This window comes from Actinomadura sp. 6K520 (assembly GCF_004349245.1).
GTDB lineage: Bacteria > Actinomycetota > Actinomycetes > Streptosporangiales > Streptosporangiaceae > Spirillospora.
In genome coordinates, this window is the sequence record NZ_SMLC01000003.1 from 18,037 (window position 1) to 33,736 (window position 15,700).

At 74.0% G+C, this 15,700-nt stretch carries 14 protein-coding genes and 1 pseudogene; 7 read left to right on the plus strand and 8 right to left on the minus strand.

All coding sequences use genetic code 11. The features are described from left to right. Window positions 1-12 precede the first annotated feature (12 nt). The 6 genes from E1289_RS38800 to E1289_RS01515 all read right to left on the minus strand — a co-directional run bounded on the left by E1289_RS38800 (window position 13) and on the right by E1289_RS01515 (window position 6,303). Entirely contained in the window at window positions 13-1,554 is a 1,542-nt protein-coding gene (locus E1289_RS38800; protein ID WP_207928714.1) for a serine/threonine-protein kinase, read from the minus strand. A gap of 40 nt (window positions 1,555-1,594) precedes the next feature. Continuing rightward, the gene (gene rsgA, locus E1289_RS01495; protein WP_243712541.1) at window positions 1,595-2,578 is read right to left on the minus strand and encodes a ribosome small subunit-dependent GTPase A; all 984 of its coding nucleotides are present in this window, start codon (window positions 2,576-2,578) and stop codon (window positions 1,595-1,597) included. A gap of 58 nt (window positions 2,579-2,636) precedes the next feature. After that, complete coding sequence (gene aroA, locus E1289_RS01500; protein ID WP_131974433.1) at window positions 2,637-3,908, minus strand: 3-phosphoshikimate 1-carboxyvinyltransferase; 1,272 nt, start codon at window positions 3,906-3,908, stop codon at window positions 2,637-2,639. 50 nt (window positions 3,909-3,958) lie between these two features. Beyond that, window positions 3,959-4,672, minus strand: coding sequence for a zf-HC2 domain-containing protein (locus E1289_RS01505; RefSeq protein WP_131974435.1), 714 nt, complete (start codon window positions 4,670-4,672; stop codon window positions 3,959-3,961). Beyond that, a complete protein-coding gene (locus E1289_RS01510; RefSeq protein ID WP_131974437.1) occupies window positions 4,669-5,274 on the minus strand; it encodes a sigma-70 family RNA polymerase sigma factor in 606 nt (201 codons plus the stop codon). Before E1289_RS01510 ends, E1289_RS01505 begins: the two co-directional genes overlap by 4 nt. A 144-nt stretch (window positions 5,275-5,418) precedes the next feature. Beyond that, complete coding sequence (locus tag E1289_RS01515) at window positions 5,419-6,303, minus strand: DoxX family membrane protein (RefSeq protein ID WP_131974439.1); 885 nt, start codon at window positions 6,301-6,303, stop codon at window positions 5,419-5,421. 52 nt (window positions 6,304-6,355) lie between these two features. On the opposite strand from E1289_RS01515, the gene E1289_RS01520 reads away from it, so the two are divergent. Both E1289_RS01520 and E1289_RS01525 read left to right on the plus strand, forming a co-directional pair. After that, complete coding sequence (locus tag E1289_RS01520; RefSeq protein WP_165970290.1) at window positions 6,356-7,195, plus strand: SOS response-associated peptidase; 840 nt, start codon at window positions 6,356-6,358, stop codon at window positions 7,193-7,195. 79 nt (window positions 7,196-7,274) lie between these two features. Beyond that, window positions 7,275-7,604 carry a TraR/DksA C4-type zinc finger protein gene (locus E1289_RS01525; RefSeq protein ID WP_207928715.1) on the plus strand — a complete coding sequence of 110 codons (330 nt, stop codon included), beginning with the start codon at window positions 7,275-7,277 and terminating at the stop codon, window positions 7,602-7,604. A gap of 12 nt (window positions 7,605-7,616) precedes the next feature. Here E1289_RS01525 and E1289_RS01530 read toward each other — a convergent pair whose 3' ends face one another. Next, window positions 7,617-8,411 carry a methyltransferase domain-containing protein gene (locus E1289_RS01530; RefSeq protein ID WP_347813558.1) on the minus strand — a complete coding sequence of 265 codons (795 nt, stop codon included), beginning with the start codon at window positions 8,409-8,411 and terminating at the stop codon, window positions 7,617-7,619. Between the two features lie 173 nt (window positions 8,412-8,584). On the opposite strand from E1289_RS01530, the gene E1289_RS01535 reads away from it, so the two are divergent. The 5 genes from E1289_RS01535 (at window position 8,585) to E1289_RS39355 (ending at window position 13,930) form a co-directional block, all read left to right on the plus strand. Continuing rightward, window positions 8,585-9,352: a sigma-70 family RNA polymerase sigma factor gene (locus tag E1289_RS01535; RefSeq protein ID WP_243712542.1), complete on the plus strand. Its 768-nt coding sequence runs from the start codon at window positions 8,585-8,587 to the stop codon at window positions 9,350-9,352. Between the two features lie 89 nt (window positions 9,353-9,441). Further along, window positions 9,442-9,738: a mycothiol system anti-sigma-R factor gene (rsrA, locus tag E1289_RS01540; protein ID WP_131974445.1), complete on the plus strand. Its 297-nt coding sequence runs from the start codon at window positions 9,442-9,444 to the stop codon at window positions 9,736-9,738. Window positions 9,739-9,756: 18 nt separating this feature from the next. After that, entirely contained in the window at window positions 9,757-10,680 is a 924-nt protein-coding gene (locus E1289_RS01545) for an NAD-dependent epimerase/dehydratase family protein (RefSeq protein ID WP_131974447.1), read from the plus strand. Window positions 10,681-11,253: 573 nt separating this feature from the next. Beyond that, window positions 11,254-12,600 (plus strand): HD-GYP domain-containing protein, encoded by a 1,347-nt coding sequence (locus E1289_RS01550; protein ID WP_131974449.1) that lies wholly within the window; start codon window positions 11,254-11,256, stop codon window positions 12,598-12,600. 10 nt (window positions 12,601-12,610) lie between these two features. Further along, on the plus strand, window positions 12,611-13,930 hold the full coding sequence (locus E1289_RS39355) for an HD domain-containing phosphohydrolase (protein WP_131974451.1): 1,320 nt from the start codon (window positions 12,611-12,613) through the stop codon (window positions 13,928-13,930). 14 nt (window positions 13,931-13,944) lie between these two features. Here the strand turns inward: E1289_RS39355 and E1289_RS01560 are convergent. Continuing rightward, window positions 13,945-15,666: pseudogene (locus E1289_RS01560) on the minus strand (cytochrome c oxidase assembly protein); the annotation flags it as partial. Window positions 15,667-15,700 lie beyond the last annotated feature (34 nt).

The following is a 15,700-nucleotide window of genomic DNA, read 5'->3' on the forward strand; positions in this document are numbered from 1 at the left end:
CGGCCTCGCGTGTCAGGACGGGCTCCGCAGCGTCTTGAGGATGGTCTCGTAGTACGGCACACCCTCGTTCCAGTGCTTCTGGTCGCCGATCAGGACGGCCTGGTAGACGGCGCCGCCGAGCTCGAAGACCCGCACCCGCACGCGGCCGGGGACGCCGTCCCGGGTGAAGGTGAACTGGAGCTCGGCCGCCCGGCCGCCCTGGTACCGGACGTCCCGGTCGAAGTTCTCCTGCTTGTAGCCGGGGTAGTCCGGGTCGTTCCGCATCTGCCGCGCCGCGTCCGCGAGGCCGTCCGCGATATCCCCCCGGGGCGTGGAGGCGATGCGCTGTATGCTCACCCCCCGCTTGACCCCCTGGGTCTGGTCCGTGAACGTCACGTCGTCGCCGGAGCCGTCCTCCTTCCAGCCCTCGGGGACCGCCGCGACGAACGCCGACCCCCGGTACGGGCGGTATCCGTCGGGCACGCCGGCGCTCGACGACGCGGAGGAGGACGCGCCCCCGCCGGCCCTGTTGCCGCGGTCGGCGGGCTCCTCGCCCTGGGTGGTGAACACCACGATCGTGACGATGGCGGCGACCATCGCGGCGGTGAAGATCCCGGCCGGGAGGATCAGCTGCCACGGCGGGCGCTTGCGCGCGGCCGGGGGCGCGGGCGTCTCGACGGTCGGCGCGGCGGGCGGGGGCGGAAGCGTCACGTCGCGCTGCCCCGGTCCGGGCGGGGCGAACGCGGGCGGGTCGGCGCGGCCGGCACCGGCTCCGTGCGCGACCTGGCGCAGCATGCGCCCGGCCTCGCCGGGACCCATGCGCTGTTCCGGGTCCTTGCGGAGGAGGCCCTGGAGCACCGGGGTGAGCGGCCCGGCGCGCTCGATCGGGTCCGGGTCGTCGGAGAGGACGGCGGCCATCACGCCCCAGACGTCGGGCCGCTTGTACGGGGGACGGCCCTCGACGGCCGCGTACAGGGTGGCCCCCAGGGACCACAGGTCCGACGCCGGGGTGGCCCGCTGGTGGCGCGCCTGCTCGGGCGCCAGGTACGCGGGCGACCCGACGATGGCCCCGGCCTGCGTGAGCGTCTCGTCGCCCGCCACGGTCGCGATGCCGAAGTCGGTGAGGACGGCGCGGCCCGGCGGCAGCAGCACGTTCCCCGGCTTCACGTCGCGGTGCACGACCCCGGCGGCGTGCGCGGCGCTGAGCGCGTCCAGGAGGTCGAGGCCGATCGCGGCCGCCCGGTCCGGCAGCAGCGGCCCCTCCCGCGCGATGACCCTGTCGAGGGACTCCGCCCGGACGAGGCTCATCACGATCCAGGGCCGCCCGTCCTCCTCCACGACGTCGTGGACGGTCACGATGCCGGGATGGTCGAGCCGCGCCGCGGACCTCGCCTCGCGGAACGTCCGTGCGTACGTCCGCTCGACCTGCGCCTCGTCCAGGCCCTGCGGCAGGGACACCTCCTTGACCGCGACCTCCCGGCCGAGCGTGCGGTCGCGGGCCCGCCACACGGCCCCCATCCCGCCGCGGCCGAGCACCTCGACGAGTTCGTAGCGCCCCGCCACCACTTGGACCATGGAGCAAGACGATACCGACGCATCGCCCGGAGTTTCCGGCCTATTCGGGCTCTCCCTCGCGGCTGGCGAGCAGCCGCCGCAGCGAGTCCAGCCGGGCCCGGCTGGCGTGCCCGTCGGCCACCCAGCCGTCCAGCCCGCAGAGCTCCTGCAGGTGGTCGCAGTGCGGCGGGCAGCGCTCGGCGGCGCCCGCCGCGAGGTCCTCGAACGCGTTGATCACGTGCGCGGGGTCGACGTGCGCGAGCCCGAAGCTCCGCACGCCGGGGGTGTCGATGATCCAGCCGTCGCCGCCGGGCAGCGCCAGCGCGATCGCCGACGACGAGGTGTGCCGGCCGCGGCCGGTGACCGCGTTGACGTGGCTGACCGCCCGCTCGGCGTCCGGGACGAGCGTGTTCACCAGCGTCGACTTGCCGACGCCCGAGTGCCCGACGAGCACGCTCATGCGGCCGGACAGGTGGCCGCGCAGCTCGTCGAGGCCGCCGCGCAGCCCGCCGTCCCCGGTGCGGCGCGTCACGATGTAGGGGACGCCGAGCGGCGCGTACTCGCTGACCAGGGCCTCGGCGTCGGCGAGGTCGGCCTTGGTGAGGCAGAGCAGCGGGTCCATCCCGGCGTCGTAGGCGGCGACGAGCTGCCGGTCGATCATGCGGGGGCGGGGCTCGGGGTCGGCGAGGGCCGTCACGATCACGAGCTGGTCGGCGTTCGCGACGATGATCCGCTCGAACGGGTCGGTGTCGTCGGCGGTCCGGCGCAGCGAGGAGCGCCGCGGCTCGACGCGGACGATGCGGGCCAGGGTGTCGGGCTCGCCGGACACGTCGCCGACGAGGGCCACCCGGTCGCCCACGACGACGCCCTTGCGGCCCAGCTCCCGGGCGCGCATCGCGGTGACGCCGCGCTCGTCGCCGGTGCCCGGGTCCACCAGGCAGCGGTACCGGCCCCGGTCCACCGCGATCACGAATCCGGTGGAGGCGTCCTCGTGCGCGGGACGGCGGCGGGTGCGCGGACGCGACCCGCGGCGTCCGGGCCGCACCCGGACGTCGTCCTCGTCGTAGTCGTGCGTTCGTCTGGCCAGTGGTCCGTCCCTGCCGTCAGGCGGGCGCCAGCATCGACGCCCACGACTCCGTGAAGTTCGGAAGAGTTTTGCCCACGGTGCCCGGATTCTCCACCTCTATACCGGGAACGGCCAGGCCGAGAACGGCCGCCGCCATCACCATCCGGTGGTCGTCGTAGGTGCGGAAGACGCCGCCGCGCAGCGGCCGCGGCCGGATCTCCAGCCCGTCCGGCAGCTCCCGGACGTCGCCGCCGAGCCCGTTCAGCTCGCTGACCAGGGCAGCGAGCCGGTCGGTCTCGTGGCCGCGCAGGTGCGCGATGCCCGTCAGCCGGGACGGGGAGCCGGCGAGCGCGGCGACGGCCGTGAGCACCGGCGTCAGCTCCCCGACCTCGTGCAGGTCGGCGTCCAGCCCGGAGTACCCGCCCGAGCCGCGCACGGTCAGCCCGTCCGGCCCGCGGGACACCTCGGCGCCCATCGCGGCGAGCAGCCCGCGCAGCGCGTCGCCCGGCTGCGTCGTCTCGGCCGGCCAGTCCCGCACGGTGACGCGCCCGCCGGTGACCAGCGCCGCCCCCAGGAACTGCGCCGCGTTCGACAGATCCGGCTCGATCGCCCACTCGCCGCCGCGGAGCGGGCCGGGCGCGACCCGCCACAGGTTCGGCCCGGTCTCCACCACCGCGCCCGCCGCGCGCAGCATGTGCACTGTCATCGCCAGATGCGGCGCCGACGGCACGGGCGGCCCCTCGTGCCTGACCTCGACGCCCTTCGCGAAGCGCGGCGCGGCCAGCAGCAGCCCCGACACGAGCTGCGACGACCCGGACGCGTCGATCACCACGTGCCCGCCGCCGACCGAGCCCGTCCCGTGCACGGTGAACGGCAGCGCGCCCCGCCCGCCGTCGTCGATGCGGGCGCCGAGGGCCCGCAGCGCGGTGATGATCGGGCCCATCGGCCGCTCCCGCGCCCGCGGGTCGCCGTCGACGGCCACCTCGCCGGACGCGAGGGCCGCGACGGGCGGCAGGAACCGCATCACCGTCCCGGCGAGCCCCACGTCCACGCGCGCGGGACCGTGCAGCTCACCCGGGCGGACCTCCCAGCCCGCGGAGTCCTCGGCGACCCCGGTGCCGAGCGCGCGGAGGGCATCGGCCATCAGCACCGTGTCGCGGCTGCGCAGCGGGCGCGTGATGCGCGCGGGCGCGTCGGCCAGCGCCGCGAGGACCAGTGCCCGGTTCGTCATCGACTTCGAGCCGGGCAGCGACACGGTCGCGTCCACGGGGGCAGCGGCGACCGGGGCGAGCCAATGCGGAGTGGGCATGACCCAAGGTTATCGGGCCGGGAGAGGGCCCAGCGGATCGCTCGGCGGGGTCACAGGGGGATGGTCAGCAGCGTGCCGCCGCCGTCGAGCCGTACCTCGAACCGGGTGATCTCCTGCCGGGTGAGGCCCGTCCCGCCCTGCATCACGAGCGGGTTGGGCTGCCCCGGGACGCCGTAGCCCTTCTCCGGGACGCGCCAGCCGGCGACGACGCTGCGCTCACCGGTCTCGGACACCGCCTCCAGATGGCACCTCAGCGGCCCCTTGATGCCGCGCAGTTCCAGGCTGACCTGCGTCCCCCAGCCCTTGTCGACGAGCCCGACCGTGCCGGACGCGCCCGTGCTCGCGTCCGTCGCCTGGAACCGCTCGCCGGTGACGGCGACGGGCGGCGGCTGCCGCCGGGCCTCGCCGTCATCGCCGAGCACCGTCCCGACGCCTATCCCGACGGCCAGCATCGCGGCCGCCGCCGCCCCGCCGACGGTGTAGGCCCCGCGCCGGAACCGGCGGTCCTCCCGCCGCCGGCGCCGCATCATGTCGATCACCGGCGCGGGCGGCCGGTGCCCGTCGGCCGGCTCCGCCATCGGGGCGGGCCCGGCGGGGTCGCCGCCGAGCGCGGACAGGACGCCCGCCGTCCCCGACATCTCGGCCAGCTCCGCCTGGCACCTGCCGCACCCGTGAAGATGGGCCTCGAAGGCCCGCCGGTCGCCCTCCTCGAGCAGGCCGAGCGCGTACGCGCCGACGTCGGTGTGCTCGACCGGCGAACTCATGAGGTCACCCCCCTCTCCTCCAAGGCGACGCGCAGGGCGCGCAACGCGTAGTAGACGCGGGACTTGACCGTTCCCACCGGGATGCCGAGGTACTCGGCCGCCTGGTTCACCGTACGGTCGCGCAGCACCGTCTCCGTCAGCGCCTGACGGTGTGCGGGGGAGAGCGCCTCCAGCGCCTCCGCCACCACGACCTTGCGCAGCAGTCCGTCCATCTCGTCCGCCATCGGCAGGTTCTCCAGGGGGCCGTCGCCGACCTCGGGCGGCCGGACCTCGCGCTGCCGCCGATTGTCGATCACGATACGCCTGGAGACCGTGGCCAGCCACGGCATCAGCGAGGACGTGCGGTCGTCGAGGCGGTCCGCGCTGCGCCACGCCCGGATCATCGTCTCCTGCACGACGTCCTCGGCCCACTGGCGGTCACCGCCGGTGAGCCGGAGGACGAACGCGAGGAGCGGCCGATGGTACTCGCGGTAGAGCTCGGCGACGATCTCGTCGTCGCGTGCGGCCCGGCCGGCCGCGGAGGCCGGCCGGGCCGCGCCGGGGCGGCGGAGCAGGCTCCGCAACCCGCCGGTCTGGCGACCGGTCGATCCGGGAACTGCCATGGCCGGGGCGTCTCCGTGGGGGCGATCGACGAGCGGGGCTCGTCGAGTGGACGGTGGTGGGGACGTCAGTCAACTGGCAGTACGGGACCGCCCCGGCTCTCGGTTCAACGGATTTGAGGCTCTTTTAAGGTTCTCTTCGGGAAGTCAGTGCTTGACGGCCTGCTTGACCTTGCCCGCCTGCGCCGCCGTCCCGGCCTTGACCGTCTTGCCGGCCTTCATGGCCTTCGCCGCCTGGGTGGCCGTCCCGGCCTTGACGGTCTGCCCGGCCCGCGCGGCCCGTCCCGGCTTGGCCGCCCGGCCCGCCTTGAACGCGGCCCCCGCCTTCGCGCCACCGGCCATGAGGCCCCGCATCGCGCCGCCGCCCCGCTTGCGGCCCTTGGAGCCGCCCGGCTTGGCGATCTTCACCGTGACCGACTTCGCCGGCCTGGCCGCCTTGGCGCCCTTGGCCGCCTTCGCGGCCTGCTTCGCGGCCTTGCGTCCGCTCTCGGCGCGGGCGGTGCGCACCTGGCGGGCCGCCTCCCGGCGTGCGTCGCGCAGCGTCGCCGCGGCCTCCCGGCGCAGCGCCTTGGCCTCGGCGCCGCTCTTGATCTGCGTCTCCCGCGCGGCGCGCCGCAGCTCCGCCGTCCGCGGCGGGCGGCGCGGCTCGGTCGCCACCATCAGCAGCGCGCCGAACAGGCCGGCGTTCTTCAGCAGGTGGGACCGCTCGCTGGCGCGGCGTTCGGGATCGTCCTCGGTCCAGAAGCGGTGCTCGGTCGCCAGCGCGGGCACCAGCTGCGCGGCGAGCAGCAGCGTGGTCAGCCGCCGGAACCTGCCGGTCAGCAGCAGGGCACCGGTGCCGAGGCTGAGCGCGCCCTCCATGCGGACGAGCGTCTCGGGGTCCTTCGGCAGCCATTCGATCCGGTCGGCCACCGGCTTGACCGCGGGACCCACCCGCTCGGCGCGCTCGCGCGGGTCGCGGACGGCTTCCAGGCCGGTCATGATGTAGGGCGCCGCCACGAACGGGCGGGCCAGGGTCGTGAAGGGTCGCATGACCCGCTACATGCCCATCACGCCGCGCCTCAAGCACGGCAGGATGGGACCCATGTGCGGACGCTATGCCACCACCCGAGCGCGGCAGGAGCTGCTGGACGAGTTCCAGGTGCAGCTCGACGCCGTCGACGGGGACATCCAGCCCGACTACAACGTCGCCCCGACGAAGCAGGTTCCGGTCGTCCTGAACCGGCGCCCGAAGGACGCCCTCGAGGAGGCCGCGGCCGTCCGGCAGCTGCGGACGGTGAGATGGGGGCTCGTCCCGTCGTGGGCCAAGGACCTGTCCATCGGCTCCCGCATGATCAACGCGCGGTTCGAGACGGTGCACGAGAAGCCGTCGTACCGCCGCGCGTTCGCGCGGCGCCGCTGCCTGCTCCCGGCCGACGGCTACTTCGAGTGGTACACCCTGCAGGACCAGGGCGAGTCGCCTGATCCGGCCGAGGGCGAGAAGAAGGCCAAGAAGAAGCCGCAGAAACAGCCCTACTTCATCCGTCCCAACGACGGTGCGGTCATGGCGATGGCAGGGCTTTACGAGCTGTGGAAGTCGCCCGAGGGCGGTTCCGGGGGGTCCGGTGGGTCGTCCTCCCAGGTCGGGCCGGGCGAGTGGGTCTGGACGTGCACGGTGATCACCACCGACGCACCGGACGACCTCGGCCGCATCCACGACCGGATGCCGATGATCGTCGAGCCGGACCGCTGGGACGCCTGGCTCGACCCGGCGCTGACCGAGACCGAGCAGGTCCGGAGCCTGCTGGTGCCCGCGATGGCCGGGACAATGGACGCCTACCCGGTGTCAAAGGCGGTCAACAACGTGCGAAACAACGGACCGGAGCTCATAGAACCCGCGCTTTCTGGGGATAGTCCAGGAAGCAATTCCGACGGTTTGTTCTGACCGCGGCCGCGACCGCGGCGGCGGCCGGAGCCGGAGCGCATTGCCCGGGATCCCCCTGCCGGGAGGAGTTCGCAGCGTCGTGGACACCGCCGTAGCCCGTTCCCGCCTTGAGGCCATGCTCGAGGACTTGGATCGGTCCATCGCCATTCTCCGCGGAGAAAGCCCCGAGCGCGACAATTCCGTCGCGGACGCCGGGGCCGGCCTCACCGCCCTCGACCGCGTGGAGGCCGCCCTGCATTCACTGGAGCAGCACCGCGACGGCGTGGTGGCCGCCCTGGATCGCATCAGCGCCGGAACCTACGGCCGCTGCCTCGCCTGCGGCGAGCCCGTCCCGGAGGGGCGGCTGGAGGCCCGCCCGGACGCCGCCCGCTGCGTGACCTGCCAGGCCGCGCACGACCGGAGGCGTTAGGGCCGGCCGGCGTCACCCCCTCCTGGCGCTCGCCAGCAGGTGGATGCCCAGGGACTCGTCCGGAACCGTGGCGTTCAGCTCGGTGCGGACCAGGCGGGGGAGGGCGCGGGGCGATTCGGCCAGGACATGCTCGACGGTCGACGGGGACAGCACCGTGCGAGGCCGGATCCACTCCACTTCGAGGCCGGCGTCGCCCAGCAGTTCGCGGAGCTGGTGGGGCGAGAACGAGCGGGTGATGCTCCCGTCCGGCCAGGGGATGAGGACGACCTCGGCGCTCGGGACGTCCGACAGGTGCGCCCAGTAGTTCCGCTCCGCCAGCAGCGCCATCCCGAGGGTCAGGGAGTCGACGCAGAGCAGGACGCGGCCGCCCGGCCGCAGCACGCGGGCGATCTCGGCGACCGTGGCCTCGGTCGCGAGGTGGCGGGACAGCACCCGGTTCTCGGCGATCACGGCGTCGACGGAACCGCCGGCGAGGAAGGTGAGGCTGCCGGTGTCGCCGATGATCGGGATCGTGCCGCCCTTCGCGGGCGGTGCCCCGTCCGGTGCCGGGCGTCCGTCGGTCCTGGCCGGATCGAGGACCTCCAGGACGGTGTGCCGGGCCTCGGCGGCCTGGGCGGCGGAGCGTCCGCCCGAGATGTCCAGCACGCGGGACGGCCGCCGCGGCAGCCACCGGGTCAGCTGGGCGGCGGCGACCGCCCAGTAGAAGGTCCAGTAGCGCGCCAGCGCGTCGCCCGCCCCCTCCCCGGAGATGTCGCGCAGACTGGCGATGGTGGGCTCGGACGTTCGCGCCGACAGCACCGGGTGCACGTTTGCTCCTGTTCTTGCCGTGTACGTCACTTCTTTCCCCATTACGGGAGGCGTCACCCTCCGTGCAGGACGGGCGGGGCGGCCGTGTCCGCCGCGTCACCCCCCGTCCGGGAATCGGCGGCGGTCCTTCGGTGTTGCACCGTCTCACAGGCCAAACGCGGAGGTGCACACCTATGACCACAGCCGTTGCCGGTCAGCAGCGGAGCCCCCGAACCGCGGCCCCGCGCGGCGACGCGCAGACACCCGCCCGCGTCGGACGGCCGCGCGGACCGCTATCGTCTGGGGGATACGACGTCATCGGTCTAGCCGAGGCCGGCGGCGCCACAGCCGAGGGGGTGGGTCAGGTACAGGGCACCACGGAGACCGTGGAGCAGCGCCGCGACCGGTTCCAGCGCGACGTGCTCCCGTTCTTGGACCAGCTGTATTCTGCCGCGCTGCGCATGACGCGCAACCCGGCGGACGCCGAAGATCTCGTCCAGGAGACCTTCGCCAAGGCGTTCGCGTCCTTCCACCAGTTCAAGGAAGGCACCAACCTCAAGGCGTGGCTCTACCGCATCCTGACCAACACGTTCATCAACTCCTACCGCAAGAAGCAGCGCCAGCCGCAGCAGGCCGCCACCGAGGACATCGAGGACTGGCAGATCGCGCGCGCCGCGTCGCACACGTCCAGCGGCCTCAAGTCGGCCGAGACCGAGGCGCTGGAGCACCTGCCGGACAGCGATGTGAAGCGGGCGCTGCAGGATCTCCCGGAGGAGTTCCGCATCGCCGTCTACCTCGCCGACGTCGAGGGCTTCGCGTACAAGGAGATCGCCGAGATCATGGGCACGCCCATCGGCACGGTGATGTCCCGCCTGCACCGCGGCCGGCGCCAGCTGCGGGGAATGCTGGAGGACTACGCTGAGGACCGCGGTCTCACCCGGACGGGCGGAGGGGTCGAGTGAGCGGGAAACGCGCCTGCCGCGTACTGCGTAGCGAGATGCCGGACACCGTGCCGTGCCGCGGCGCGGTGAACGAGAAGGGTGAGTGAGCCATGAGCTGTGGCGACCACCACGAGACCCCCTGTGACGAGGTCCTGGCGCGGGTCTACACCTATCTCGATGGCGAGCTGGACCAGGGCGGCTGCGGCGAGGTGCAGCAGCACCTGCACGAGTGCGGCCCGTGCCTGCGCGAGTACGGCCTCGAAGAGGCCGTCAAGAAGCTGGTGAACAAGTCCTGCGGCTGCGAGCAGGCCCCGAGTGACCTGCGCGCGAAGGTGCTCGGCCGCATCGAGGAGATCTGCGGGGACATCAAGGCGTCCGGTGACGCCGAGAAGACCGGCAGCGCCTGAGCGTCGTATCGTTCTCGGGTGCTCGCACTCGTCACCGGCGCGGCCGGTTTCATCGGATCCCACCTGGTCGACCGGCTCGTCGCCGACGGCCACGAGGTCATCGGCGTGGACGACCTGTCCTCGGGCGGCACCGTCCGCCCGGGGCTGGAGCTGTGGGAGATGGACGTCGGCGACCCGGCGCTCGTCGAGCGCGCGGCGGTCCGCCGCCCCGAGGTGATCTGCCATCTCGCCGCGCAGGTGAGCGTCCGCGCCAGCGTCGCCGATCCGCTGGCCGACGCGCGCACGAACGTCGTGGGCACGGCGAACGTGCTGGAGGCGGCGCGGGCGGCGGGCGGCCGCAAGGTCGTGTTCACGTCGAGCTGCGCGGTGTACGGGGTGCCGGACGCGCTGCCCGTCCCGCCGGACGCCGAGCTGCGGCCCGCGTCCCCGTACGCGGCCTCGAAGGTGTCCGGCGAGGTGTACGCGGGCACGTACAAGGCGCTGTACGGCATCGACTACACGACGCTGACGCTGGCGAACGTCTACGGGCCGCGGCAGACCCCCGAGGGTGAGGCCGGCGTCATCTCGATCTTCACGGACGCGCTGCTGGCGGGCCGTCCCACGTGGGTGTACGGCGACGGCTCCCAGACCCGCGACTACGTCTACGTGCTGGACGTGGTGGACGCGTTCGCCCGCGCGGCGGGCGGGGACGGCGGCGGGCGGCGCCTCAACGTGGGCACCGGCGTGCAGACGAGCGACCGGGAGCTGCACACGCTGGTGGCCGAGGCCGCGGGCGCGCCGGACGACCCGGAGTTCGCGCCGCCGCGGCTGGGCGACCTGCCCGCGATGTCCGTCGATCCGGGGGCGACCCGGCGGGCCCTCGGCTGGGAGCCGAAGGTGGGCCTTCGCGAGGGGCTGGCGGAGACGGTGGCATGGGCGAGGGAACGCATGGCCCCGGCTTGACGGAAAGCCGATGCTTGGTCCTTTCTGGGCATTTCCTGGGGATAATTGGGAACGCCCGGTAACGCACGTGCATTGTGACGTGCATCCACGCTGTGCAATTACGGTCGGTGTATTCTCCCGGGGTAATTGATCACTTAAGGTGACGGCTGCTTCACAGTTGGCTCTCGTTTCCCCGCATGCCTGTGTGACCTGGGCAGTTCGCGTTAGGCTTGGGCCGGAATCAGCGACGGGAGCACGTGCCCGCCCGTGAATTCGGGAGTATGTGCTCGCCCGGGTGAGCCGGGGCCGACGAGGTCCCGGTGGCCGGCCGCGAGGCCGGCCGGCCCGGTTCGCGGGGGGAGGCAAGGAGCCATGCTCGAGCGTGTGAGGCCGGCGGGACACCGCCGGCGCGAGAGCCCCTCGGCGGTGTCGCTGACGATGCCCGAGGGCGTCTCCTGGGTGTAGTGCCGGCAGGCACGCGCACGCCCGGCGGCGGCCCGCCAGTCGAACCGAACACTCTCCGTCCCCGGCGGGCCCGCGCGGGCCCGCGCCGCCGCGGACGGGCCCGGGTGTTCACTCCCCGAGGGGGCGGCAATGCGTGGACTCCCACTCCCCGCCTGGGCGTACGTATGCGGCGTGGTCGCCCTCGCGGGCGGACTCATCGCGACGTCGTCCTTCGCGGAGATCGACTGGGGCACGCTCGCCGTGCTGGCACTGCTGTTCCTCGTCTGCGACTCGGCGCCCGCGCGGCTCAACCTCGCCCGCGCCCGGGTGTCGCTGAGCTTCGCCGCGAGCCTGGCGTCGGTGGTCCTGCTCGGACCGGTCGGCGCGGCGCTGGTCGGCTTCTGCGCCGTGATCACCGGCCAGCGGATCTTCGCCCCCGTCAAGCGGGTCTTCAACGGCGCGCAGTTCGCGCTGAGCGGCTTCGCCGCCGGGACGGTCTTCCAGCTCCTCGGCGGTGACCGCTTCCACCCCGAGCAGATCCGCTGGGTCGAGAACGTCATCGGGCCGTTCCTCGGCGCCCTGGTCGCCTTCGTGCTCGTCAACCTGACGCTGATGGCCGGGGTGCTGCTGCTCAGCCGGCAGGCCGCGCCGCGCGAGCTGCTGCACGAGAGCGGCCAGCTCGCCGTCGGCTGCCTCGGCTACGGCATGGTCGGCCTGCTGATCGCCGGGCTGTGGCCGCGCATCGGGCCGTTCGCCGCCGTGCTGGTGCTGCTGCCGCTGCTCATCGCCCGCTGGGCGATGGACCAGGCGTACGTCCAGCAGCAGGCGCACGCCGCCACGCTCGCCGCGCTGTGCCAGGCGGTCGAGACCAAGGACTTCTACACCCGCGGGCACTCCGAGCGGGTGTCCCGCGGCTCGGTGATGATCGCGCAGGAGATCGGGATGCGGCCCGACCGGGTCGAGGCGATCCGGTACGCCGGGATGCTCCACGACGTCGGCAAGCTCGGCGTCCCCACCAAGGTCCTGCAGAAGAACGGCCCGATGACCGAGGAGGAGTTCGCCGCGATCCAGCTGCACCCGATGCGCGGGCTGGAGATCGTCCGCGAGATCGGGTTCCTGGACGAGGCGCTCGCCGGCATCATGCACCACCACGAGAAGATGAACGGCCGCGGCTACCCGATGGGCCTGGCCGGCGACGAGATCCCCGAGTTCGCCCGGGTCATCGCGGTCGCCGACGCGTTCGACTCGATGACCTCCACCCGCTCCTACCGGGAGGCCCGCAGCGTGGACGAGGCCGTCGCGGAGCTGCGCCGCTGCATGGGCGACCACTTCGACCCGGCGATCGTGGAGGCGTTCCTGCGGGCGCTCGAACGCACCCCGTGGGAGCCCCCCGGCCCGGTCGTCCTGCCCGACGACGACGTGGTGGAGACCACCCAGCAGGACCACGACGACCCGAGCACCCCCCTGCGGGTCGCCGGCGACGAGGTGCGGCGGTGACGGGACGCCCATGAGCAGCCAGAGTGCCCGGGAAAGGGCCCCGTGGCAGAGCATCGACGCCGGCCAGCTGCTGCTGATCGCGACCGCCGGGCTGTTCGTCGTCGTCGCGGTCACGCAGGTCGCGGCGGTCGGCCTCCGGCAGCCCGACGTCGCGATCATCTTCGGGGTGCTGATCGCGCTGGGCGAGCTGTTCCGGATGGTGATGCCGGGCAACCGGGAGGTCGCGCCGATCGCCGCCGCCGGCGCGATCGGCTACGCCCTGCTGGTCGGCGTCGGCCCCGAGGGCGCCGCGCCGGACGCGCCGCTCGGCGTCGTCGCCGCCGAGCACTCGGCGCTGCAGGTCGTCGCCGTCACCGCCGCCGGGATGCTCGTCGGGTCGCTGCCGCACATCGCGGTGGGCCGCTCCCCGCGGCTGGACGCGATGGCGCGGCGGCTGTTCACCGTCGCGGTCATCGCGCTGTGCTTCCGGCCGCTGCTGTCGCTCGACGTCGTCTGGCAGCTGCTGCTGGCGGTGATGGGCGTCGTCGTGATCGCGTCCTGCTTCACCGACGTGCTGATCGCCGCGATGATCCGGGCGGAGGCCGTCCGGGCGCGGTTCGGGATCGCGCTGCGGGACGAGATCGAGGCCAAGATGGCGCTGTGCGCGGCCACCAGCGCGACCGCGATGCTGATCGCGGTCGCCACGACCGCGATGGGCGAGGCCGCGCTGCTGATCTTCACGGTGCCGATCCTGGTGACGCAGTTCGCGTTCCGCCGGTACGCCGGGACCCGTGCCACCTACCTGCAGACCGTCCGGGCGCTGTCGCGCGTCACCGAGGTCGGCGGCTACGTGGAGCCGGGGCATTCGCGCCGGGTGTCGCGGTTCGCGGTCGCGATGGGACGCGAGCTCGGCATGTCCGAGGAGGAGCTCCTCGAACTGGAGTACGCCGCGCTGATGCACGACATCGGCCAGCTCTCGCTCGGCGACCCGATCCCGGGCGGTGCGACCGTGCTGGCGTCCCCGCCGGAGCAGCGCCGCATCGCCGAGCTCGGCGCCGAGGTGATCAAGCAGACGGGCGTCCTGGACCGGGTGGCGCACATCGTGCGGGTGTCCTCGCACCCCTACCGGGCGGGGGGCGACCCCGGCGGCACGGCACCGCCGGTCGCGCCGCCGCTCGCGAGCCGCATCATCAAGGTGGCCAACGCCTACGACGACCTGGTGGGCGAGTCCACCGACCGGGACAGGGGCGCGGCCGTGCTGGAGCGGCTGAGGCACGACTCCGCCGCCGAGTACGACCCGACCGTCGTGGAGGCGCTCAGCCGGGTCGTGGACCGCCGCCCCCGCCCGTGACGCGCCTGCGCCACCGCGACGGCGGTGGTGAGGGCGGCGGTGGCCGTCCACAGCAGCAGCGCGCCGAGCCGCTGGTCGTCCAGCGGTGCCGCGCCCCAGCCGCGGCCGAGCTCCTCGTACCAGCTGCCGCGGAGGGTGCCGTCCCGCATCAGGGCGACCCCGGCGACGACGTGCAGTGGCAGTACGGCGAACGGGAGCGGCGTCCCGGCCGTCCCGCGGAAGTACGCCAGCCCGATGACCAGGAAGGCGAGCAGGGCGAGCGTGTGCAGCGCGTGGTTGCTGAGCGACGGCGGGAACAGCGGCGACACGGAGAATCCGTAGAGGCTGAGCAGGAGCAGCGCCGTCGCGACGACCGGATGGGACAGCAGCCGTATCCCGCGGCAGTCGCCCGCCGCGGCGACGAGCCGCGCGTTCTCGCCCCGCATGGCCCGCACCGCCAGCCGCAGCGGAGCGCCGTACAGGAGCAGCAGCGGGGCGACCACCCCGATGAGGATGTGCTGGACGGCGTGCGCGCTGAACAGGACCATGCTGTACCGGGAGATCCCGCTGCCGGTGGCGAGGAACGCGGCGAGGAGCCCCGCGTACCAGGCGGCACCGCGGTACCACGGCCAGTCCCGCACGCGCAGCAGGCCGGCGCCGTACAGTACGGCCCCGGTCACGATCAGGACGAGGAACAGCGGGTCGAGCCACCAGTCCAGCAGGTAGGGGCCGGGGCCCGCCGGTCCCGGCATCGGGTAGCCGAGGCGCAGCGCGGTGAGGTCGAGCGTGTCCGGGGCGTTCTCCGGCGGGGGAGTGCGGGACAGCCCGGTGGCGAGCGCCATCGCCGCCGCCATGACGAGGACCTCGGCCGCCCCGAGCCGCAGGAAGGGCCGCGCGCCCGTCCCGTCCCGCAGGGCGGGGATGGTGGCGCGCCGGTGCCACCGGCCCAGCACGCCGAGGAGGACGAGCGCGGCGATCTTGGCGACGACCACCCACCCGTACCGCGAGCCGAGGTTGACGCCGCCGAGGCGCACCCAGGCGTTGACGGCGCCGCTGGCCCCGACGACGGCGAACGACACCAGCGCCAGCGTGCTGTAGCGCCCGACGACCGCGGGCAGCCGGTCGCGGAGCGCGGGCCCGATGGTGACCAGGGCGACGAGCCCGCCGATCCACAGCGCGGCGCCCAGCACGTGCGCGGCCAGGCTGTAGACGGCGAGCGCGTGGTGGGAGGCGTTCGCCGCGTGCCCGGTGAACAGCGGCGGGAGCAGCGCGGCGAGCGCGCCCGCCAGCAGGTATCCGGCGCCGCCCTCGGCGCGGGGGACGCTCGCCGCGACCGCCAGCGCGACCGCGGCGGCGAGGACGATCAGCAGCGCCCGGCCCTGCGGCAGCTCGATGAGCAGCGTCCGCATCATGTTCCCGGTGAGGCCGCCGATGCCGGTGCCGAACAGGTCCAGCGCGGTGAACACGATCAGCGCCAGCGTGCACAGCGCCCACACGAGCGCCGTCAGCGAGACGGCCCGCAGGCAGCGGCGGCCGGCGGGCGACGGCGGCGGGGCGAACACGGCCGCGACGAGCAGCCACCCGACCGTGAGGACGGCGGCGGCGTTGCCGCCGAGCTTGGCGACCGTCAGCCCCGTCTTCGTCAGCGCCCCGGCCTGCGACAGGCCGGGCGCGGCGGTCTCGCTGAGCGCCCCGCCCAGCCGCACGACCAGCGCGAGGACGACCAGCGCCAGCGCGACGGCACCGATGGCGAGCATCGGCCTGTCGGTCGGGGCAGCCTCCGGCTCCTGT

Coding starts and splice junctions, on each gene's coding strand:
- E1289_RS01520 (WP_165970290.1), top strand. CDS start 6,356: ATGTGCGGACGCTATGCCACCACCCGAGCGCGGCAGGAGCTGCTGGAC.
- E1289_RS38800 (WP_207928714.1), bottom strand. CDS start 1,554: ATGGTCCAAGTGGTGGCGGGGCGCTACGAACTCGTCGAGGTGCTCGGC.
- E1289_RS01505 (WP_131974435.1), bottom strand. CDS start 4,672: ATGAGTTCGCCGGTCGAGCACACCGACGTCGGCGCGTACGCGCTCGGC.
- E1289_RS01550 (WP_131974449.1), top strand. CDS start 11,254: ATGCGTGGACTCCCACTCCCCGCCTGGGCGTACGTATGCGGCGTGGTC.
- aroA (WP_131974433.1), bottom strand. CDS start 3,908: ATGCCCACTCCGCATTGGCTCGCCCCGGTCGCCGCTGCCCCCGTGGAC.
- rsrA (WP_131974445.1), top strand. CDS start 9,442: ATGAGCTGTGGCGACCACCACGAGACCCCCTGTGACGAGGTCCTGGCG.
- E1289_RS39355 (WP_131974451.1), top strand. CDS start 12,611: ATGAGCAGCCAGAGTGCCCGGGAAAGGGCCCCGTGGCAGAGCATCGAC.
- E1289_RS01535 (WP_243712542.1), top strand. CDS start 8,585: ATGACCACAGCCGTTGCCGGTCAGCAGCGGAGCCCCCGAACCGCGGCC.
- E1289_RS01515 (WP_131974439.1), bottom strand. CDS start 6,303: ATGCGACCCTTCACGACCCTGGCCCGCCCGTTCGTGGCGGCGCCCTAC.
- E1289_RS01510 (WP_131974437.1), bottom strand. CDS start 5,274: ATGGCAGTTCCCGGATCGACCGGTCGCCAGACCGGCGGGTTGCGGAGC.